Here is a 20,153-nt window from a genome sequence, read left to right on the forward strand (position 1 = left end):
CGCCGTTTACTGACCTCCATCCGTTGCTTCCTCTACTCTCATTATATGGATTGCCAATCTCACCGTAAAGAGCGAAGACCAATAGAAGCCCCGCCATACAAGGATCCCCAGGCATTCCCAATGGCCCAACCACCTTCATCGTTCGAACCTCAATCCGGCATTTGCCCGTCCAGCCCAAACCATAAGATTACACATGATATACGTAGGAATACATCTTCAGCATGCTTTACAACTCATTTATGCTAAGTGTATAAGATCATACAAAAATTGCATGATATTCCATGTTATTTGACGATTAAGAAAACCAATATTTGATAAATATCGGTTTTCTTTGCGTTCTTAATCGTGACAATAAGGGAGGTGGTTGCATAGGGGGACGAAGCTGAACAGAAATGTAAGCGCATTAATTATGGGTTGTACATCATTTTAATAGGAGGCACTTTATGTATCCAATGAGCAAAATGCTAAGTAAAAACCCAATCGCCATCTTGTTTCTCGCCTTTGCTGTACTATTGTCGCAATTCACGCTGTACCCTCCCGCCGCTTCTGCCGCTGGGGGACCTAATCTCGCACTGGGCAAGACGGCAACAGCCAGCGGGCACGCCGATGTGTATGTCGCAGGCCATGTCAATGACAATAACCAGGGAACGTACTGGGAAAGCACGAACAATGCGTATCCGCAGTGGATTCAAGTCGATCTTGGCGCAAGCACCAGCATCGATCAAATTGTACTGAAGCTTCCTGCCGGCTGGGGGACGCGCGCACAAACGCTTGCTGTTCAAGGCAGTACTAACGGTTCTACGTTCACCAATATTGTCGGCTCGACGAGCTATGCCTTCAATCCGTCGGTCAACAACAACGCTGTAACGATCAGCTTTGCCGCAACCAGCGCCCGCTACGTTCGATTGAACATTACGGCTAATACAGGCTGGCAGGGCGGACAAATTTCCGAATTCGAAATCTATGGCTCCACAACAACGCCTACTCCTACTCCTACTCCTACTCCTACTGCTTCTCCAACGCCTGCACCTTCCGGCACTTATCAAGCTGAGAATGCTGCACTTGTTTCCGGCGCGAAAGTGAACACCGATCACACCGGCTTCTCGGGCACCGGCTTTGTAGACGGCTACTGGACACAAGGCGCAACGACCACCTTCACAGTCAACGCAGCTGCCGCAGGCAACTACGATGTGACGTTGAAATACGGCAACGCTCAAGGCAGCTCCCGTACGCTGAGCATTTATGTCAATGGCTCGAAAATTCGCCAGACTACGCTTGGCAACCTAGCGAACTGGGATACTTGGGGGACAAAAAGCGAGACACTATCGCTTAATGCCGGCAACAATACCATTGCATACAAGTACGACTCTAGCGATTCGGGCAACGTCAACTTGGATCAAATCGCAGTAGCGCCTTCAACTTCGCTGCCTACGCCTACTCCAACGGTCGCTCCAACTGCCATCCCTACTTCTACACCAACGGCTACGCCAACGCCAACAGCGACTCCAACTCCTACTGCCACACCTACTGCTACACCTACACCGACAACAACACCGACGCCTCCTGCAGGCGGCAACCTAGCTTTGGGCAAATCGATTACTTCCTCCTCTACGGTTCACACGTTCGTAGCAGCGAATGGAAACGACGGCAATACGGCTACATACTGGGAAGGTGGCAGCAATCCGAGCCAGCTGACAGTTGATCTTGGCTCCAATCATACGATTACTTCGATCGTCGTGAAGCTGAATCCATCCAGTGAATGGGGCGCTCGCACCCAAACCATTCAAGTGCTGGCCAACAATCAGGACAACGCTGCGTTCACCAACCTTGTTTCATCAGCAGCGTATGCGTTCAACCCTGCCAGCGGCAACTCCGTAACGATTCCAGTCTCGGCTACCGCCAAGCAAGTAAGGCTGAACATCACAGCCAACACCGGCTCGTCTGCTGGCCAAGTGGCCGAGTTCGAAATATATGGCACGCCTGCTCCGAATCCGGATCTCACGATTACAGGCCTGTCATGGACGCCATCGGCTCCTGTTGAGACGAGTGCGATTACGTTGAGCGCAACGGTCAAAAATAACGGAAGCCTCGGCTCTCCCGCGTCATCCGTTAACTTTTATTTAGGCAATGTACTTGCCGGATCTGCTCCCGTAAGCGCGCTGGCGGCTGGCGCTTCGGCTACCGTATCGCTGAATGCGGGGACGAAAAATGCCGGCACGTATGCGGTTAGCGCAAAGGTTGACGAGGGCAACGCCGTTGTCGAGCAGAACGAAGCCAATAATGCTTACAGCAGCACGGCTTCGCTGATCGTTGCTCCCGTATCAAGCTCGGACCTCATTGCAACCGCTGCATGGAATCCAAGCAATCCTAGCGCCGGCAATGCCGTTACCTTTACGGTCAATGTGAAAAACCAAGGAAACATCGCCTCTGCTGGCGGCGCTCATGCGATTACTGCCGTTCTTAAAAATGCAGCCGGCACGACCGTTCAAACCTTGACCGGCTCCTACAGCGGAACGCTGGCAGCGGGACAATCAGCCAACGTGACCGTGGGTAGCTGGACAGCGGCCAACGGCAGCTACACGCTAACGACAACGGTTGCAGTAGATGCGAACGAAATCAACATCAAGCAAGCCAACAATACAGGCACTGCGAACCTGTATGTGGGCCGCGGTGCGAATATGCCTTTTGCTATCGTTGAAGCCGAGTCGTCCGCCAACACGACAAACGGCACGAAGCTGGCTCCAAACTTCACGCCAGGCGACTTTGCAGGCGAAGCTTCCGGACGGTCCGCCGTGCACCTTGATGCCGCAGGCGAATATGTAGAGTTTACGCTTGGCTCTGCTGCTAACGCATTCGTTCTCCGCAATGCGGTTGCCGAGAATACGACGGGTACCATTAGCATTTATGCTGACGGCGTCAGCAAAGGAAAATTCACCGTTTCATCCAAGTTCTCCTACTTGTATGCGACACCTAGCACGCTTGGCCGATTAGGCTACGACAATGCGCCTGGAGCAGGCTTAACCGCCTATTGGCTCTATGAAGACGCTCAGCTTATGCTTGACCAAGTATATCCGGCAGGCACAAAAATCAAAATTCAAAAGGATGCCGGTGACGTTCCGTGGATCTATGTCGACATGATCGAGACGGAAAACGTCGCTCCTCCGGCATCAAACCCTGATCCGAGCAAATACGTGGAGGTATCCAGCTCCAAGTCCATCGAGCAAGCGCTCAATGAATTCAGACAGGATGCCACGAAAAAAGGAATCTTTATTCCTGCCGGCCAATGGACGATTAACAGTAAAATCTTCCTCTACGGTCGCGCGACTGAAATCATAGGCGCCGGTCCGTGGCATACCAAATTAGTTGCGCCGCAGGACCAATCCAACACGGATGTCGGCTTCAATATCGGTGCTACCGCTAACGGCTCAACCATCAAAGACTTGTCGGCATGGGGCAACTATATATACCGTACGGACGGCCCAGGCAAGTTCATCGATGGCAATGGCATGCAGAATGTAACCGTTCAGAACATTTGGGTCGAGCATTTCATCTGCTTGTACTGGGGCGTCAACTCCTCCTACAATACGTTCAAGGACAATCGGATCAAAAACACATTTGCAGATGGCATCAACATGACAAACGGTTCATCCTATAACGTCATCGACAACAACTATTCCAGAGGTGCCGGAGACGATGCCTTCGCCTTATTCAGCGCGGTAGATGCCGGCGGTTCCTACAACGTAGGCAACAGATACATCAATCTCACCGCTACGTGCGTAAGACGCGCAGCCGCTTTTGCCGTATACGGCGGCTCAGATAACCTCTACCAGAACCTTTACGGAGCAGATACGTTGACTTATCCGGGCATCACGATCAGCAGCTTAAGCTTCGGCTACAACACATTAGGCTTTGGCGATGTGGATACCGTAATCGACGGAGTAACTTTAGATCGTACGGGCGGCGACTTCTGGACCAGCGTCGGCGCGGATGACAAGATCAATGATTATCAAAACTTTGGAGCCATTTGGTTCTTCGGCGGAGACAGAACGTTCAAAAACATTTTGGTGAAAAATGTGGATATCAATAACCCGGTATACTTTGGCCTTATGTTCCAGACCAAGTCGCCGGAAAACCTCGCTATGCAAAACGTTCGCGTTGAGAACGTCAATATCAACAACCCGACTCGCTACGGGATTAAGCTTGTAGCCAGAGGAGAGCAAGGCCAAGGACCTGTTATCGGGCAAGCAAGCTTTACGAATGTGAAAGTAAATAACCCAGGCGTTGCGGCTATCTACGGCGAAGACAAAAGCCCGAACTTCACAGTCGTAAGAGTATCCGGAAACAACTGGTAATCAATCTGCAATTATGCAAAAACAGCTTACTCGGGAAACCTTGTAAGCTGTTTTTGTCGTGTGTATTCTTTTGGGGAAACGTTGTTTTAAAGATACTCTCATTAATAATGCTCTCCATATATTCGAAATTAGCTGCATTAACTTTGGAAGATTCGCAGATGATTCCTATCGTGACCGCAAATTTGTTAGTATGATAGGGGAGCCCACTCTACTCTTCTGTGTTCAGTTCGTAGGTACTGTCTGTATTCAGTCAGTAGGAGCTTACTCTACCTGTTTCGTGTTCATATACGTTGAACAATCATTCCGCGGACTGCCTGTCCGAAATCCATCTATCCATCCATTAAGGAGATCATCGATGCTAATCACGAAACTCATCCAGCTTTTTGGGCTTGGTTTAACGTTATCCGGACTATTCATAAGCGAGAATCAAGCCTCCCCCATTCCCGCCGAGCAGATTTCTTATTTCATTGCACCCCAAGGCAGTGATTCGAATGCGGGGACGATAGACTCACCTTGGAAAACGGTGCAGCATGCCGCGGATCTGGCGGTGCCCGGCAGCACCGTGTATCTGCGCGGCGGCGTCTATAAGCAGAAGCTCGTCATTGCCCGCTCCGGCTCTGCTGCCAAAGGAGTGATCACGTATTCCAATTATCGATCCGAGAAGGCGGTACTCGACGGAACAGGTCTCACGGTAGAGGGCTTGGAGGGAATCATCACCCTCAACGATGCTAGCTATATTCAGGTAAAAGGCTTGGAAATTCGGAATTTCAAGTCGCGTTCGAGCGATGCCGTTCCCGTTGGCATTCTCGTTCAAGGCGCAGGAGGATATATTCAGCTCGCGGACAATAACGTTCATAGCATTCAGAATACGGCTGCTCCTGCGGGCAAGAGCTTGCATGGCCGTGATGCCCATGGCATTGCTCTCTACGGAACGAAGGCTCCCCACTCTCTCCATCACCTGACTATCGCAGGCAATAAGCTGTATAATCTGGTACTCGGGTCTAGTGAGTCGCTCGTGCTGAATGGCAACGTTGAGCAATTCACCATTTCGAATAACCATATTCATGATAATGACAATATCGGAATCGATATTATCGGATATGAAGGCGTCGCACCGAGCCCCGCATACGATCAAGCGCGAGACGGACGGATACAAGGGAATACCGTATACAACATTTCGTCCAACCACAACCCCTCCTACGGAACAAAGCTGCCCAATGACAGCAACGCGGCAGGCGGCATCTATATCGATGGTGGGAAAAATGTTGTCGTTGAGCGTAATCTCAGCTACCGCAATGATATTGGGATTGAGCTCGCCTCCGAGCATAGAGGCAAAGCGACGAGCGGCATTACCGTTCGCAGCAACGTCATTCATAGCAACCGGCTCACGGGAGTCGCAATCGGGGGCTATGATAAGCAGCGCGGATCTACGACAGGCAGCCGCATCGTCAATAACACCATTTACGACAATGACACCTCCGGCAGTGGCAGCGGGCAACTGTTCATCCAGTACGATACGAGCAATAATCTCATCCGAAACAACATCATAGCTTCAGCGTCCGGGAACATGATGATTTACAATGAATACAAGAAGAATACCGGCAATGTTATTGATTATAATTTGTATTTCACTCCCGATACAGGAACAAAGGCCGCGTGGGTATGGAAAAATAAAACCTATGCAGGGTTGGCTGCTTTTCAATCCGGTACGGGCCAGGATGGTCATTCCCTGTTTGCCGATCCGAAATTTTCAAATCCAAAAAGCTTTGATCTCCGTCTTAAGCCAGGCTCTCCTGCCACTGATAGAGGTTTTAATGATAGCCAGTTAAAGCATTCGCGCGACTTTGACGCAAAACCGCGATTAAAAGGCAAAACGATTGATATCGGAGCTTTTGAGTGATGGCAAAGGAATGAATTCGCTCTTGTTGCCCGTAGAAAAAACTACTGCAATCAGAAAACGTATGGACAGGTTGTTTACTCCCCTTTTCCCCCGTATAATTATTCCATATATTTCAACTATTCACTGAAGTTATGGGGGATTGACGATGGTTTTCGTGGCATTATTGAGAGGCATTAACGTTGGCGGCAACAATAAAATAGACATGAAGCTCCTCAAGGGGACATTTGAAGAAGTGGGCTTGCAACAGGTCATCACGTATATCAATACGGGCAACATTATTTTCACAGATGATACTCGTAGCGCTGACCAGCTTTCCGCATTGCTTGAGGAGGCTATCCTTCGCGACTTTAAACTGTCCATCAAAGTGATGATTCGATCATTGGAGGACATTCAAACGATTATGGATGCCCTGCCCATTGAATGGGCGAATAACCCGAGTATGAAAAGCGACGTGCTTTACTTGTGGGACGATGTCAATGAAGAGTCTGTCCTCGAGAAGCTGTTAATCAAGCCCGATATTGACCGCGTTATTTACGTCAACGGCGCCATTCTTTGGTCGTATGATAGAGAAAACGCGGGTAAAAGCGGCATGAACAAGATTATCGGCACAAAGCTCTATCAGCGAGTGACGGTCCGAAACGTCAATACGGCGCGCAAAATTCACGAACTCATGAAAGCAGCGGAGCAATCCGTAATCAATTAAAAACTTGACACTTTAAAAGAACTCTCAGCCTTTGTATAGCCAAGTGACTGCTCGCAAACAGCCAAGGAGACCTACATCCCTTGGCTCTTTTCTATATGCGAATATTTGTACAAGTAAGCATTCAGATAAAATTTTAGTTCATATGACCTTTTATGCTGAAGCTAAGTAATCTATCTATTTTTTTCTCCCGTACTGCTTGGCATAAGACATAATGTTACGGTATAGGGTTTTATCTTTCAAATGCTTTAAAGGATAGAACTGAGGTCTCGTGTTCACCTCTAGAATCCAAACATTCCCTTTGCTGTCTAAGGCAATGTCGAGCCCCAGCTCCCGGAATCCGCTGCTATGCTTGTCAAATAATTTCCCGACTGATTTGCCCAGCTTCTTTAGTTCCTTCTCCTTGCGTTCGATGCTTGACTGGCTAAAACCTGCCTTAGACAGCGTTGTCCGGAAATAACCCAGCTCGCCGCCTTGATGGTAGTTTGTCGCAACTTTGCCTGGCATGCCTACCTTGGTGAAAAGCGCCGTGCTTTTCCATACGCCGTCATTCGATTTTTGAACCATGACGCGGATATCAAAGGGTCTACCCTTTACGGTAGCCAGCTTGATGCCTTTCTGCAGGAGATAAGAACGGTTTTTGGCTCGCTTCTGCAATTGATGATAGAGGGAATCCTTCGTGGCGCAATGGTTTTTTTGTGAATTATGCTGTACCTGGTAGCCATTGTCCCGTTTTTTAATGCGTACGATATTGAAGCCGCCCGTTCCGCCGGTGGGTTTGAAATACACCGTTGAATGCTGAGAAAGAAGAGTGCTTAGATTGCTTCGGTTAAAGAGCAAGGTACGGGGAACGTATTTTCTTATGCTTGCGTTCTTAAGCAGCCACTTCGTTTTTACCCATTTACTCTTAATCGTTGTACTGTGATAACTCATAATATCCAAACCCCCCTTTCTACAGCATATGGGAGGCTAAGATGGTTTGCTCGTGCTCTTGTCTAGTAGCTTCAAATAGACCTGTATGTCATTGAACGCAAAAAAATAGCGCCCGTATTTCCGGGCGCTATTCGTTATTAAGACGCTGTATGCAATGGCGTTCCTATCCACTCCTTGGCGAATAGGAGCGAAAATGGCTGGGAACGCTAAATATAAAAACGTAGAACTAACCCTGTGAAACGGGTTGCGGTACGCTGCTCAGACCAAGTGATTGTGCTGTCGAGGAATGAACCTCGCGTAACAGCTCCGGATTATTCATGAGTGACAAGCCGTAAGAAGGAATCATTTCTTTTATTTTCGGTTCCCACGCCTTCACATGCTGCGGGAAGCATTTGTTAATGACCTCAAGCATAACGTGAACGGCGGTAGAAGCGCCCGGCGAAGCGCCAAGCAACGCAGCTACGGAGCCATCGGCAGCGCTGACTACCTCTGTACCAAATTGAAGCGTCCCTTTGCCGGCAGGCGTATCTTTAATGACCTGCACACGCTGTCCTGCCACCAATAGGTCCCAATCCTCGCTTTTGGCATTCGGGACGAACGCTCTGAGCTCTTCCATGCGCTTTTCCTTCGATAACATGACTTGCTGGATCAGGTAGGTGGTCAATGGAACGTTTTTGGCACCTGACGCAAGCAGCGTTAACAGATTATCAGGCTTTACGGAAGTGATCAAATCGAACATAGAACCGGTTTTCAAAAACTTAGGCGAGAAACCGGCGAATGGTCCGAATAACAATGATTTTTTGTTGTCGATAAATCTAGTGTCCAGATGCGGAACAGACATCGGCGGAGCGCCTACCGCAGCTTTGCCATATACCTTAGCGTGATGCTGGGCAACGACATCCGGATTGTTACATACCATAAAGAGTCCGCTTATTGGGAATCCTCCGATATGCTTCCCTTCGGGAATATCGAATTTCTGCAGCAGATGCAAGCTTCCTCCGCCGCCGCCGATAAAAACAAACTTGGCATTATGGCGTTCAACGGTTCCGGTATCGACGTTCTTCACTTTCAATTCCCATGTGCCGTCGCTTGCACGTTTAATGTCATTAACGCTTTTTTTGTATTGGATATCGACGTTTTTCGTCTTCAAGTGATCGAACAGCATGCGCGTCAAAGCACCAAAATTGACATCTGTCCCCGTGTCGATTTTGGTTGCTGCTATCGGTTCATTCGAATTGCGCTCATTCATAATTAGCGGAATCCATTCCTTCAGCTTCTTCGGATCATCGGAAAATTCCATCCCTTGAAACAATGGATTGCTTGTCATCGCATCAAAGCGTCTTTTTAAAAACGCCACGTTCTGTGTCCCTTGCACTAAGCTCATATGCGGCAATGGCATAATAAAGTCCTGCGGATTGCGGATCAGGTTGCTGTTTACTAGGTAAGACCAGAACTGCATGGAAACCTGGAACTGTTCATTCACATTGATCGCTTTGCTAATATCTACAGATCCGTCCGGCTTTTCTGACGTGTAGTTCAGCTCGCATAGCGCCGCATGTCCCGTTCCCGCATTATTCCATTCGTTAGAGCTCTCTTCTCCTGCGCTTGCAAGCTTCTCAAACACTGTAATTTTCCAGTCAGGTACTAACTCTTTCAGCATTGACCCCAAAGTCGCACTCATGATTCCGGCACCAATTAAGATAACGTCTGTTTTGGTTTGTCTGTCGCTCATTTTTACCTTCCTAACACTCTAATATTTGAAGAAAAGATATAGGCGCTCCTGCTCAGGCTGCACTGCAAGCCTCTTTACGTCCTAGTCACAAACCTTTTCTGTATCAATCATATCCTGATCATTGTGCAACACCATGATTAACAAACTTAACTACCTACTATTATATGATAGTTATATGCTATTTAAAAGCTGGTAAATTTCAGTGAGGATATGCAGCTCGGTACGAGCAATTAGATATCGTCCAAAAGGCATTGATAAAATGTAAAACATTGGATTCGATCGATTTTTCCGTGTATGGCAGATTTGGGTGTCCGTTGCTAATTTGTCATAGTCTAGCTATTTAAGCTGATTAAATAATCCTTCACAGGTTGCATACGAATGGACTACTCTTCAACCGATCAACAAATAGGCTGGAAGACTGTTTTTAAATATGTAAATAAATATTGACATAATGTATACTATATATTACATTATGTTTGAAATACTTTACTCGAGGTAAAGATTATCATACAGGAGGAATGAATATGTCTTATCAAGAAAAAAAGAATATCGTATCCTTAATGAGCACCGTACTGATTTCAACCATCTATTTTGTGTATGTGCTGCAAAGGTACCAGGATGCGACCCTAGACCAAACTGAAACCTTTCGGTACTGGGGAAGCGCCATCTTAATCCTAATTCCGTTATCGATCGTAGCCAAAATCATCATTCATATTATGTTCAGCATCATTAACACCATTGCAACGAAGGAAAAGGATCCTGCATTTTCTGATGAGCTAGACAAATTAATTGAATTAAAAGCCACAAAAACATCACATTATGTTTTTCTTCTTGGTTTTGTTCTCGCGATGGGATCTCTGGTAATGGATATGCAGCCCTCCGCCATGTTCATTATTCTTTTTTTCTCCGGCTTTGCAGCAGAGCTTGCTGGAACTGTCACACAGCTTTATCTATATCGGAAAGGAGTCTAAGATGGGCAAATCTCTTATTAGTAACAACATTCGGAGCTTACGGTTCAACCATAATGAAATGACTCAACAACAATTGGCTGAAAAAGTGGGAGTGACACGGCAAACCATCGTGGCGATGGAGAAAGATAATTACTCCCCTTCCCTGGAGCTAGCCTTTCGTATCGCGATCGTCTTCAACATGCCTTTGGAATCGGTATTCTCTTATCAAGATGATCCAAGAAAGCAAGAGCTGTAAATACAATGCTGTGCCGTTAGTTGCCTGGCGGGCATATGGCATGCTTCGTTCATAAGGAGGAGTCTAATCATGAGGGTAGTTTCAGCGGCCAAATACGGGGCACCAGAGGTGCTCCAGCTCAAAGAACTCGAAAAGCCTATTCCCAAACACAATGAAATATTGGTCAAAGTGCATGCGACGTCCGTAAATGTCGGGGATTGCAGAATGCGCAGCTTCACCGTTCCCCCCTTATTCTGGCTTCCTGGCCGGATCGCTTTAGGCTTCAGAAAACCCCGAAATCCGATATTCGGCATGGAGCTCGCCGGTGAGGTGGAAGCAGTCGGCAAGCATGTGAAAAGATTCAAGGCGGGGGATCCCGTCGTCGCTTCGACCTTCGGGATTCATTTTGGCGCCCATGCCGAGTACAAATGTTTTCCTGAAGACGGAGTAATCGTAAGCAAGCCGGACAATATGACCTATGAGGAGGCTGCCACGCTCTCTATTGGAGCAACAACCGCATTGTTCTTTCTCAAAAGAGGAAACATTAGGCCCGGACAAAAAGTGCTCATCATTGGCGCCTCCGGATCGGTTGGCACGTTTGCCGTTCAGCTTGCCAAGTACTTTGGGGCGGAAGTAAGCGGGGTATGCAGCACTGCCAATATAGATATGGTGAAAGCTCTGGGGGCTGATACGGTAATCGATTATACCCAAGTCGATTTCACCCTTAATGGACAAACGTACGATATTATTTTTGACACGATAGGCAAGACGGCGTTCCCATCATGCAGACGCTCGCTCAACAAGCACGGATTTTATCTTCATACGGGCATGGCTGGCGCAGAAATGAAAGTACTATGGTACTCGATGACAACGGACAAGAAAGTGATTGGCGGTACGGCTGTACCAAGAACAGAAGATCTCCTATTTCTCAAAGCGCTTGTAGAGGCCGGACGGCTAAAAACAGTCATCGATCGCTGCTATCCGCTGGAGCAGATGGCCGAGGCGCATAAATATGTCGAGCTAGGCCACAAAAAAGGCAACGTCGTCATCCGTTTGCTGGAGTGAAATACATCGCCTAAGGCAAACGCCCATCTGGCGATGTATTCAACGCTTATAGACGAACCTACTCGGCTCTTTTCTACTTAATTCAAGGTCGCAAGCTGTGCGTTTAAATCTGCGATACGCTTGTTCATATCCCCTCTCAGAAGCCCACCGTGATAACAGACGACCGTTTCAATATCGAACGCTTTGAATTTCCCTACAGAACGGATAGCTTGCTCCATGTTCACCGTTGAGTATGGAGAGGAACCCAGTAATTCGCCATTATGGACAACTAGGGCATCTCCCGCTATCAGCGTCTTGCTTGCCTGATGGTAGAGGCTAAAGTGACCCGGCGTATGGCCTGGCGTATGAATGACGGTTAGTCCGCCTCCTATAGGAAGCGTCTCTCCGTCTTCTACAAGCCGGGTTACATTCGGCTTGGACGGATGAAGGAAAATACGCTCGAACTGGGCCCGAAGCTCTGCTGGCAAAGAGTCGAGCTCTGCGTTCAATCTCTCTTGGGGAAATTTCAGAAGCGGCGCTTTCCCATCGATCGTGTCCCTATCGTCTTCGTGGGCGTATACCTCGAACGCTGCCGTGCCCATATCCGCGATGAACTCCGGCAAGCTGCCAATGTGGTCGATGTCCTGATGCGTCAAAATAATGGCTTGCAGCGGGTTCGTGGAAATTCCGGCTTGCTTGGCATAGGCAAGAATGGTGCTCGCTGAGCCAGGCATCCCCGTATCCAATAACGTCCAAGAGTCGTTATCGTGCACAATGATTGGATGAATCGTCAACGAACGGTCGCCAAGCCTCATCTCTAAGTCCAACATCTCTAAACCTTCCGCAATGCGCATCCTTGTTGCCGAGCTGGCGCGTGGGGCCAGCATCGGCACACCTCCTTTGTTGGCATAAAATAAAAACTAATAAGTTCAATATAGAACTAATGAGTTTTATTGTCAACGGCAGAACGTTGACCTTGCTTGCGACACATGGCAATATAAGGTGGGGTGGTAGTTCACATGAAAGATTTAAAAAAGGCCGCAATTCTTGAAACGGCCATGGATTTATTTCGCAATAAGGGCTATGGTGCCGCCTCCATGCAAGACATCGCTGAAGCGTGCGGGATGGCCAAAGCCAGTATATACAAATTTTTTGCATCCAAAGAGGACTTATTCACAGCGACGTTCGTCGCTTGCCATCAACTGCTGCTTGATCAGGCGAATGAGCTTGAACGCACCGGAATGGTTTCCGGCCTTTCATCCAAGGAGAAGCTGAGCCGCAAAATCGATTTCTATTTATACTACGTTCTTGAAAATTACTTGTTTATGATCGAGTTCGGCGAGTCTCCTATTAAGGAAAACGAGTCGTTCGTGGAAGCTCAGAAGAAAATAAACATAACTTTGCTTACCTGGCAGAAGGAGATGCTGATCGAAGCATTCAGCGAGCAGCTCGAGCCGTATGTGTGGGACGCAGTCATGATATTCCGGGGCATTCTTCGCGAATATACGAATGGCGTTTTGCAAAAGGTCATCCCATTGCCGATCCCTGAGCTCGCCGATTACATCGTTGATCGCATGGAAGCCATCGTTCAAGACTTGATGCAAACGGCACCCAAGCCGATTATCGGAGAATGGATTATCCGCTTCGATCCGCCCAACCGCAAAGATAAGGAAGCCCGTAAGGTAACGGTTAGCGAATTTCTTGCAGCGATGGAGGAGAGAATAAAGTCCCTCCCCTTGCCGACTTCCACTCGCTTAGAATTAATAGAGGTTGTTGCCCTGCTGCGCAAAGAAGTGCAGGCAGAGCAGCCTAACCTCACTCTGCTCCGAGTGCTGAAGGCCCATTTGGAAGCTGTTCCTGAGCTGCGCTCGTATTTGCGCCAGCTCAAGCTGATGATGAGCTAGATGGTCGCGAATGGAGCTTTACGCGAGATTGAAACCTGATCCGGAATACCACACTATGGGGATAGGCCGCCATCTTATCAAGCACGTTCAAAACAAAAGGCCGGAACTCCTACTAAAGGGGTTCCGGCCTTTGGACCGTTGATGCATCAAGGTGATCCATTTATCTGCTAATCCTTTAGCGTTTTACTAGAGTCTCGCTAACGGCGCGCTACATACTGTCTAACCTTACATCGACTCGTCTGCTAGGTCATTTCACTAACAGTCCCGCATCCGTTGTCGCCTCTTTCGGCTTGCGGTGCGTAAGACGATCCAGTCCTTTGTGTATAAGCGGAAGGACAAAGCGGTCTAGTCCGAAGCGTCCTGCGTTAGTACCGGCAAAGATGACAACCATTCCGAGAAGCAGAAGCCAAGGGTTCGTGCTTACAGTACCGGCGAACATAAACATGAAGTTCATTAAGGCTCCAAAGAAAGCGGCAGTAACGGTCAGCGTACCAAGGATGAGTCCAAGTCCGACTAGGAATTCCCCCAAAGGGATCGCATGGTTAATGATCTTAATATTTGGCAGTGCAAAGTTTTCTAGAAAAGCCGTAAAAGTGGGGTAAACTGCCTCGCCTGTGGCTTTGTCCAGCACAGGATTGTTCACGGCTGCTTGGAGGAAGCCCGTTGCATCGAAGGGCTTTGCTCCTGTAAGCTTATGCCATCCGGCGGTCAGCCAAGCATACCCCGCTACAAAACGTACTATAGTGACTAATATACCAGCGATTTTATGCTCTCTCCAAAATTTCAGCATGATACTCACTCCCGGTTTTCATTTTTAGATTGGACGACTATTGCTTTTAAAATGGACCTATCATTGTTGAATGAACTGCACTTTCGCCGACATTCGAGATCGTAATCTATTCATCGGGCTCACCATCCTCATTCCGTTTCTAGCTGCTGATACGCTTGTTGTATTTGATGTCTTTATTATAAAACGCAACTGAGGCAGACATTGTGATTAAAATCACAATGTCTGCCTGAGAAGGTGAATACTTTGTGAATAGAGGCTCTATCCAAAAAGACTGGAAATCCTCCATAGAGGGCTCCCAGTCCTTTTGCTTGTTGCGCATATGCAGAAAGCTTATGTAAATTTAAATGAATGAAGCATGCGTATCATTCAAACAGCCTTAAATCCGTTTTCGCTATTTGCTTCTACTATCAGATCGTTCAATTAACAGGTGTATCTTTCAATAAAATTTGCCCGTCTGCATAAATAATATCCGAAATAAAATCGGTTCCCTGCGTATTGAAATGAGCAAAATCCGTCATGTTTGAGATAGCTGCTGCGTAAAGGGACAAGCTGCCGTCATGGTTATCCACGAGGGTCATATCCTCATTCATACGCACGTATGGCAAGGTAACCATTTCTTTGGCAGTCGGGTTGAAATATCCGATAAGGGAGCGGTGTAACCCGGAGCCCCATGAATAAGTAACATACAATTCCGGTTCCCCGTCACTATCCAGGTCGGCTAGAGCCATGCTCGTAACCCCATACCCGCCGATACTCTCGCCAAGCGGATATACTTCTCCCTCAAACAGTAAAAAAGATGCTGCGGATTGACTATACTTGAAAATGCGATAATCAGAGTTTTCTGTAATCGATGCCGGCGTGATGTTAAAGCCGTTGTCATTGTCATAACCAGATTTGAATTCCTTTTGCAATGCTAGAAAGGCATCTACGCCGTCCTGCGTCCCCGCAATAACTGCAGCTTCGGGTGTTTCCTCGTCAAGCTTCGCTATTTCATAAATACTCCATATATATTCGCTCTTTAAGCTATTCGCTTTGTCCTTGTGCATTTTAGCCAGCCATACCTCATCGTCCAGCAGATATATACGATAACCTGGATTAGCGTCAGAGTGGTTAAGAATAAACTGATAGCGCTGCTTAAAGCTGGAAATAGCAGGAGCATTCACGCCCCCCGGCATCATAAAGCTGTTCTTGAATTCCTGCTCGTCAAAAGCTTCTCGTTCATAGACAGCCGCCATTTTCTGTTGATTTCCCGCGCCGTCGGTTACGATAAGCGAGTTTTCAGTAAGCGTATAGTACTCCGTAAACCCATCAAAGGCCATAAACGAGCTCAGTGGATTCATGTATACTTGCCCTTCAAAACGATAGCTTCCATACGGCTCGTCGGCTTTTTTCAATGCTCCATCCATCATTGGATTTGTGGTACAGACGGCGACTGCCAGTATGCAAATAGCGGCAGCAAAGGCGATTACTCGTTTTTTGGGAGACTTAAAGCGCAGTATATTCTTTATACGCTCCCGAACGCCCGTCTCTCCGAAGGCCAGCGGACTTGCAGTCGGTAAACGACGATTAGCGGCAAAACCGAGCAATGACGTACAATATTCCTTCGCGATGCCGGAGCCGGCCCCTGACAGCACCTTTTCGTCACAGCTCATCTCCATGTCTTTTGCCATCAATACGAAGGCAAGCCACGCAAGCGGATTAAACCAGTGGACGGCAAGAACGACAAAGGCAAGCGGCTTGACTAGGTGGTCATTCCTCTTTAAATGATAGGCCTCATGCTTCAAAATATAGAGCCGCTCCTGCTCCCGGAGTCCAAAGGGGATATAAATTCGCGGCTTGAAAAAACCAAGAATAAATGGCGACCGAATGCTGTCGGACTCGAATATATGTTTATCCAGACGAATTGCCGTTGCCATGCGACGTTTCAAACGGAAGTAAGATACCATGGAATAAATAAGCAATGCCGCGGTGCCTGCACTCCACACGATTGTGCCGAGTTTAATTCCTATTTGGAGTGGATTCTCGCTTTCGGCCGGGGCAGCCGGGGGGAGGCTTTCGCTTATGAGGGCGTTCATGGTCGGTATGCCCACTGTCATCTCTGGCTTCTCCATATATCCGATATCTGCTGAAACATAGCTCAGCGTTGCTTCACCGTTCTTCTGTGCCGCAGTCATATCAAAGGGAGCCGCATTAAAGAGGCTGAACTCCGATGAAATCGACACCGGACAGACTAATCGGAACAGAACAATTGCCCATAGCGCATAAGAATACTTCTTCGGCGCCCGTTTCAGCAGCAGGCGAATGAGAAGCACGGCGATGATCACATACGTGGCTGTGAGGGACATATTGAATATGCTTAGAAACAACGTTTCCACGCTTATCCCTCCTTATGCTCGTCAATTAGCCGCTTTAGCTCATCAGCTTCCTTATTGGAAAGAGCTTTGTTGCCGAAAAAAGCAACGAGAAACTGGGGCAGCGAGCCCTCAAACGTCCGCTCAATAAAATGCTCGCTTTCATACGCTTGTATTTGCTCCTTTGGGATCATGGAGCTTACAATGGTCTCCTCATTTTTAAGCAATCCTTTTTCACACATTTTCCGAAGCACGGTATAGGTGGTAGGCTTCTTCCAGCCAAGCTTTTCCGAGCAAAGGGTTACCAGCCTTCCCGATGCTACCGGCTCGTTCTCCCACACGACAAGCATAAAGCGATAATCACTTTTGCATAGCTTCAAGCTACTCATCATAACCTCTCCTATCCGGTTTATAACTATAAACCTTTGTACTGAGTTTATAACTATAAACCAAGATAGTCAATGAAAATAGGCAGGAAGCGTTAGGCTAGTTCTTCAACCGATACTAGATACAACGAATTACCTACACTAAATAGCACGCGATTCTCTCGAAAATCCTGTGTCAGCGGCACGAGAGGCTCGGCCTTTTCATTCATAAAATGGATCTTATGCCCCGCGGACAATTTCCCTGGCCTTTCATTTCTCTTGAGCACGCAGGTACCGCTCTTCCCATATCCGCCATCGAATAAAAAGTGGTAGCCATCCGTACAAAACCCCGACGATCCCGAAATTTCCGGATTGATGAAGGAAACCTTGGGCTGCTCATGTCCGCCTGTAATGCAGCCGAGCAAAAAGTCCGTATAATAATAAAACCAGACCTCCCCATCATTAACGGCATTAAGCGCGTAACAATCAGCAATGTTCGATACTTGATCCTCATAACGCTTGTTGCCCTGCTCGTCCCAAGCCAAAAGGCCCTGTGCGCCGATCGGTTTATGCCAACCGTTGTTTCCGAACACGCCTTCGTCGAAGTAACTGGTCCATATGGTCCCTTGTTCGGTTACTTGGACGCTTTGGATGCCATCTCCAAGCATAAATGACCGTATCGTATTTCCTTCATAGTCACACACTTTGGCATTCAGATCATAGTCGCCTACGCCATAATAAGAGCAGCGTGCTCCCACTAGCAGCAGCTGCCGATGAAGCGGCTGGACATAATGATAATTAAAATGCTGGTCCGCAATGACCACTTCCTCGATATGTTCATCGTCTAAATACAATACTTTGTAAGTGTACGATTTCTTAAGGACTGATGGGACGAACATGCCTCGTTCCCGTACGGGAGTTTGGTTGATAAGTAGAACATACATGCGGCCATCCGAGCCCATTTGTGCAGAGACGATCTCGAAACCTTCCGTATACGCGGAAATATCAGCATAAGGCTGAAGTTTCACTGTTTTATGAAACATGCCAACTCCTCCTCAAAGACAGTTATACAGCCACATTCTGAACTGGTTATTTGTATGATGTCTGAGTAGAAGGCTCCTGAACATGGTCAAAGTATGGCGATGCTAAAAGCCCTATTTCCTTGTATGGGATAGCCTACTGCCATATTCCTAATCAGCACAAGGAATGAACTTTTATTGGTAAGCTCGCATGGTTAGAACAGATGAAAAAACCACTCCCTTTGCGGGAGTGGTTGGCGGTAAATTTAGTATTCATCTTTCTAACTCTACTTCTTTAATCCGTTGGATTAACCGCAAAGAGGGAATGGATATTGCCCTCGGGATCAGCGAAAAATCCGGTTGTATGCCCCCATGCTTTACTCACCGGTTCAGTAATAGCAGTAGCGCCCTTCGCTACAAATTGCTCAAATAGCTCATATACCGCTTCTGGAGAATGGCATTCAAAGTTCAGCTCGAAAGCCTGGCCTTTGCGTTCTTCGATGAAGGAATGATGCTTGCTTGTATTGTCAGCCATCAACGGCCTAGAGCATATCGCGATACGCACTCCCTTGTTATCGAATTCCACATAATGCTCTTCTTCGACTACTATTCTAAATCCAATGACATCTCGATAAAACGCTGCTAATGCAGATACATCGTTAGCTAGCACTGTTATCCCTTCTAATCGAACGTCCACGACTCGTCCCCCTTGCTTAATATCCAAATTATAGCACTTAATCTATCATTATGGCTCCAGCTGTCATAATAATTGAACCGCTATTTTTCATCACTAAAATAAAGCTGCTCCCGAGCCACAGTTCGAACGCTAACGTAACAGCGGAGATACGACTCAGCCAGAAATGGTGGCGTTAGCAAAATTAATGAAGGAACTACTTCGTTGAACTAAACGATATCGATAGCTGAATAACAACACCGCGGCAGCTGGCCAAATACGATTGACTGCTTTTTTATTGAGCTATCGAGCATTCATACGCATTATACTTTTCCATTTCATGGTATTCTTTAATAAGATTCAACTCTGTAGTGTGGATACCCTATGAAGAAATAAGGAACCATTCAGCTGATTTTAGAGTTAAATACAGGCTTTATACTCAAGAAGAGGGAGGCAGAAAGAAACCCGTATTTCAAGGCTACCGCTCCGATTTTTTTTACGATGGAGAGGACTTGAACACAGGAATATATAGCGCCATTCATCCTGAGTTTGAGGATGAACATGGGAATGTCATTTTAATAAACGATAAACCTGTACCCTCGGAAGGGACAGCTAGAATGTGGATTATTTTTCCTGAAATGAGGAAAAAAGTACATGAGAATCGGATTAAAGTTGGAGTTGTCGGTTTTTTTATGGAGGGTCCGCGGAAAGTTGCGCGCGCAGAAATTATTGAAATTTTAGGGCTGCATTTAAATGCAAATTTATTACGCTAAACAGGACTCTATAGCTTAACAAAATGGCAGCAGGCGGCTTATGACGTTTGGCTGTTTTTTTGTTGAGGTCATCCTTTGTAAAAACGATAACTATCTATGGAAAAAACACATAAGCTGGTTGTGAAGATGTTTCACAAAGTGGTTCAACGAGCTCTGAAAAATGCAGCCCCATCCCAGCTAGTATTTAATAGTAAAGACATAATTGCTAAAGATAATACGGCGATGATAATTACCGCGATAAGTAAAGCTAGTAGGCGTGTTTTCAAGTAGCATTTCCCTTTTTGTTGTGACTTGTTTCCAACCTCGTTAACTATTTAATTAAAGCACGCAATAATAAGCGCGTAAATATACTTCTCGTACTAATATGCGTACTATTTTCTCGTAAAGTGAATTTCGATTGTTATAAATCTTGTTTTTAAGTAAAGCATTCTT

Annotated in this window: 16 protein-coding genes; 8 read left to right on the forward strand and 8 right to left on the reverse strand. The window is 47.1% G+C overall.

Annotated features, from left to right (window positions below; all coding sequences use genetic code 11):
- Positions 1-443 precede the first annotated feature (443 nt).
- The 3 genes from AC0YN3_RS23195 to AC0YN3_RS23205 all read left to right on the forward strand — a co-directional run bounded on the left by AC0YN3_RS23195 (position 444) and on the right by AC0YN3_RS23205 (position 6,955).
- Positions 444-4,352 carry a discoidin domain-containing protein gene (locus tag AC0YN3_RS23195; RefSeq protein ID WP_475777322.1) on the forward strand — a complete coding sequence of 1,303 codons (3,909 nt, stop codon included), beginning with the start codon at positions 444-446 and terminating at the stop codon, positions 4,350-4,352.
- A gap of 355 nt (positions 4,353-4,707) precedes the next feature.
- Positions 4,708-6,252 carry a right-handed parallel beta-helix repeat-containing protein gene (locus AC0YN3_RS23200; protein WP_475777323.1) on the forward strand — a complete coding sequence of 515 codons (1,545 nt, stop codon included), beginning with the start codon at positions 4,708-4,710 and terminating at the stop codon, positions 6,250-6,252.
- Positions 6,253-6,397: 145 nt separating this feature from the next.
- Positions 6,398-6,955 (forward strand): DUF1697 domain-containing protein, encoded by a 558-nt coding sequence (locus AC0YN3_RS23205; protein ID WP_475777324.1) that lies wholly within the window; start codon positions 6,398-6,400, stop codon positions 6,953-6,955.
- A 174-nt stretch (positions 6,956-7,129) separates the two neighbouring features.
- Here the strand turns inward: AC0YN3_RS23205 and AC0YN3_RS23210 are convergent, their stop codons facing one another.
- Together AC0YN3_RS23210 and AC0YN3_RS23215 are read right to left on the reverse strand one after the other, a co-directional pair.
- The gene (locus AC0YN3_RS23210) at positions 7,130-7,885 is read right to left on the reverse strand and encodes a YheC/YheD family protein (protein WP_475777325.1); all 756 of its coding nucleotides are present in this window, start codon (positions 7,883-7,885) and stop codon (positions 7,130-7,132) included.
- A 226-nt stretch (positions 7,886-8,111) separates the two neighbouring features.
- On the reverse strand, positions 8,112-9,617 hold the full coding sequence (locus AC0YN3_RS23215; protein WP_475777326.1) for a malate:quinone oxidoreductase: 1,506 nt from the start codon (positions 9,615-9,617) through the stop codon (positions 8,112-8,114).
- A gap of 524 nt (positions 9,618-10,141) precedes the next feature.
- Here AC0YN3_RS23215 and AC0YN3_RS23220 point away from each other — a divergent pair.
- The 3 genes from AC0YN3_RS23220 (at position 10,142) to AC0YN3_RS23230 (ending at position 11,867) form a co-directional block, all read left to right on the forward strand.
- Positions 10,142-10,588: a hypothetical protein gene (locus AC0YN3_RS23220; RefSeq protein WP_475777327.1), complete on the forward strand. Its 447-nt coding sequence runs from the start codon at positions 10,142-10,144 to the stop codon at positions 10,586-10,588.
- Between the two features lies 1 nt (position 10,589).
- A complete protein-coding gene (locus AC0YN3_RS23225; RefSeq protein WP_475777328.1) occupies positions 10,590-10,823 on the forward strand; it encodes a helix-turn-helix transcriptional regulator in 234 nt (77 codons plus the stop codon).
- A gap of 69 nt (positions 10,824-10,892) precedes the next feature.
- The gene (locus tag AC0YN3_RS23230) at positions 10,893-11,867 is read left to right on the forward strand and encodes an NAD(P)-dependent alcohol dehydrogenase (protein ID WP_475777329.1); all 975 of its coding nucleotides are present in this window, start codon (positions 10,893-10,895) and stop codon (positions 11,865-11,867) included.
- Positions 11,868-11,944: 77 nt separating this feature from the next.
- On the opposite strand, the gene AC0YN3_RS23235 is transcribed toward AC0YN3_RS23230, so the two are convergent.
- Positions 11,945-12,733 (reverse strand): MBL fold metallo-hydrolase, encoded by a 789-nt coding sequence (locus tag AC0YN3_RS23235; protein ID WP_475777330.1) that lies wholly within the window; start codon positions 12,731-12,733, stop codon positions 11,945-11,947.
- Between the two features lie 132 nt (positions 12,734-12,865).
- Between AC0YN3_RS23235 and AC0YN3_RS23240 the strand changes: the two genes are divergently transcribed.
- Complete coding sequence (locus AC0YN3_RS23240) at positions 12,866-13,750, forward strand: TetR/AcrR family transcriptional regulator (RefSeq protein ID WP_475777331.1); 885 nt, start codon at positions 12,866-12,868, stop codon at positions 13,748-13,750.
- Between the two features lie 247 nt (positions 13,751-13,997).
- On the opposite strand, the gene AC0YN3_RS23245 is transcribed toward AC0YN3_RS23240, so the two are convergent.
- The 5 genes from AC0YN3_RS23245 to AC0YN3_RS23265 form a co-directional block, all read right to left on the reverse strand.
- Positions 13,998-14,540 (reverse strand): DoxX family protein, encoded by a 543-nt coding sequence (locus tag AC0YN3_RS23245; RefSeq protein WP_475777332.1) that lies wholly within the window; start codon positions 14,538-14,540, stop codon positions 13,998-14,000.
- A gap of 416 nt (positions 14,541-14,956) precedes the next feature.
- Positions 14,957-16,915 carry a M56 family metallopeptidase gene (locus AC0YN3_RS23250; RefSeq protein ID WP_475777333.1) on the reverse strand — a complete coding sequence of 653 codons (1,959 nt, stop codon included), beginning with the start codon at positions 16,913-16,915 and terminating at the stop codon, positions 14,957-14,959.
- Between the two features lie 2 nt (positions 16,916-16,917).
- Positions 16,918-17,283, reverse strand: a complete 366-nt coding sequence (locus tag AC0YN3_RS23255) for a BlaI/MecI/CopY family transcriptional regulator (RefSeq protein ID WP_475777334.1) — start codon at positions 17,281-17,283, stop codon at positions 16,918-16,920.
- Positions 17,284-17,372: 89 nt separating this feature from the next.
- Positions 17,373-18,299 carry a hypothetical protein gene (locus AC0YN3_RS23260; protein ID WP_475777335.1) on the reverse strand — a complete coding sequence of 309 codons (927 nt, stop codon included), beginning with the start codon at positions 18,297-18,299 and terminating at the stop codon, positions 17,373-17,375.
- Between the two features lie 271 nt (positions 18,300-18,570).
- Complete coding sequence (locus AC0YN3_RS23265; RefSeq protein ID WP_475777336.1) at positions 18,571-18,972, reverse strand: VOC family protein; 402 nt, start codon at positions 18,970-18,972, stop codon at positions 18,571-18,573.
- Between the two features lie 488 nt (positions 18,973-19,460).
- Between AC0YN3_RS23265 and AC0YN3_RS23270 the strand changes: the two genes are divergently transcribed.
- The gene (locus AC0YN3_RS23270; protein WP_475777337.1) at positions 19,461-19,721 is read left to right on the forward strand and encodes a hypothetical protein; all 261 of its coding nucleotides are present in this window, start codon (positions 19,461-19,463) and stop codon (positions 19,719-19,721) included.
- Positions 19,722-20,153 lie beyond the last annotated feature (432 nt).

This window comes from Paenibacillus sp. J22R232 (assembly GCF_056269165.1).

Excerpts from the sequence above, each read along its gene's own strand:
- AC0YN3_RS23210 (WP_475777325.1), bottom strand. The coding sequence starts at position 7,885 with ATGAGTTATCACAGTACAACGATTAAGAGTAAATGGGTAAAAACGAAG.
- AC0YN3_RS23215 (WP_475777326.1), bottom strand. The coding sequence starts at position 9,617 with ATGAGCGACAGACAAACCAAAACAGACGTTATCTTAATTGGTGCCGGA.
- AC0YN3_RS23255 (WP_475777334.1), bottom strand. The coding sequence starts at position 17,283 with ATGATGAGTAGCTTGAAGCTATGCAAAAGTGATTATCGCTTTATGCTT.
- AC0YN3_RS23205 (WP_475777324.1), top strand. The coding sequence starts at position 6,398 with ATGGTTTTCGTGGCATTATTGAGAGGCATTAACGTTGGCGGCAACAAT.
- AC0YN3_RS23225 (WP_475777328.1), top strand. The coding sequence starts at position 10,590 with ATGGGCAAATCTCTTATTAGTAACAACATTCGGAGCTTACGGTTCAAC.
- AC0YN3_RS23220 (WP_475777327.1), top strand. The coding sequence starts at position 10,142 with ATGTCTTATCAAGAAAAAAAGAATATCGTATCCTTAATGAGCACCGTA.
- AC0YN3_RS23200 (WP_475777323.1), top strand. The coding sequence starts at position 4,708 with ATGCTAATCACGAAACTCATCCAGCTTTTTGGGCTTGGTTTAACGTTA.
- AC0YN3_RS23235 (WP_475777330.1), bottom strand. The coding sequence starts at position 12,733 with ATGCTGGCCCCACGCGCCAGCTCGGCAACAAGGATGCGCATTGCGGAA.
- AC0YN3_RS23245 (WP_475777332.1), bottom strand. The coding sequence starts at position 14,540 with ATGCTGAAATTTTGGAGAGAGCATAAAATCGCTGGTATATTAGTCACT.
- AC0YN3_RS23240 (WP_475777331.1), top strand. The coding sequence starts at position 12,866 with ATGAAAGATTTAAAAAAGGCCGCAATTCTTGAAACGGCCATGGATTTA.
- AC0YN3_RS23230 (WP_475777329.1), top strand. The coding sequence starts at position 10,893 with ATGAGGGTAGTTTCAGCGGCCAAATACGGGGCACCAGAGGTGCTCCAG.
- AC0YN3_RS23195 (WP_475777322.1), top strand. The coding sequence starts at position 444 with ATGTATCCAATGAGCAAAATGCTAAGTAAAAACCCAATCGCCATCTTG.
- AC0YN3_RS23260 (WP_475777335.1), bottom strand. The coding sequence starts at position 18,299 with ATGTTTCATAAAACAGTGAAACTTCAGCCTTATGCTGATATTTCCGCG.